This window comes from Aminobacter sp. P4_D5 (assembly GCF_056401815.1).
The window spans coordinates 1-724 of the sequence record NZ_JBFUIP010000683.1 but is presented as its reverse complement, the minus strand read 5'-3'; the positions used below and the strand labels follow the sequence as shown (position 1 = coordinate 724).

General features: G+C 73.1%; 2 protein-coding genes. Both read right to left on the bottom strand.

The window, feature by feature from the left end:
* Positions 1 to 331: hypothetical protein (locus tag AC1DWF_RS34315; RefSeq protein WP_476842949.1), on the bottom strand; the 331-nt coding region annotated here is incomplete at its 3' end.
* Positions 328 to 724: glycosyltransferase (locus AC1DWF_RS34310; protein ID WP_476842948.1), on the bottom strand; the 397-nt coding region annotated here is incomplete at its 5' end. The genes AC1DWF_RS34310 and AC1DWF_RS34315, both read right to left, overlap by 4 nt.

Genomic DNA, 724 nt, shown 5'->3' with positions numbered 1-724 from the left:
GGGCCGGCACGACCGAGCCGGTCGGTGCCGTTTCGCGCAAGGCCGCGATCTCGGCCCTCAGCGCGTCCGTGCGGAGGCGGAGCTGGGCCGATAGCGCCTGCTCCGGCGGCACGGGCACGGCGTCCAGGGAGAGCGGCAGCTCCTTCAGCCGCCCCTCTTCGGAACCATGGATCAGCTGAAGGGTTTCCAGCCGGCGTCCGGGTCGGCCTGCGATCGACGCCAGGTGGTGCTCGAAGCCTGCCTCGTCCGGCCAGCGCCCCAGCGCGGCCAGATAGGCGTTCACCACGAAATCGGCGTCGGACCCGTGCAGCAGCTCGCCGGCCGTGATCATCCGCCCGCTCCGGGCAGGTGAATGCCGAGCCGCCGATACAGGGCGTCCAGCCGCTCGGCGTAGCGCTCCGGGTTGAACATCGCGGCGCGGCGGGGGCCGGCCTCCTCCAGCCGGCCGCGCAGATCGGGATCACCGTCCAGCGCGCGCAGCGCCTCGGCCAGCGCGCGCGTGTCGGTCGGGTTCACCGTCACGGCCGCATCGCCCACCACCTCCGGCAGGCTCGAGGTATTGGAGGTCAGCACCGCGGTGCCGACCTGCATCGCCTCCACCGCCGGGAGGCCGAAGCCCTCGTAGAGGGACGGGAAGCACAGCGCCCTGGCATGGCGCAGCAGGATGTCCACGTCGAGCCGCGGCACATAGCCGAGATGGCGGATCCGCCCGTCGGCCGTGCGC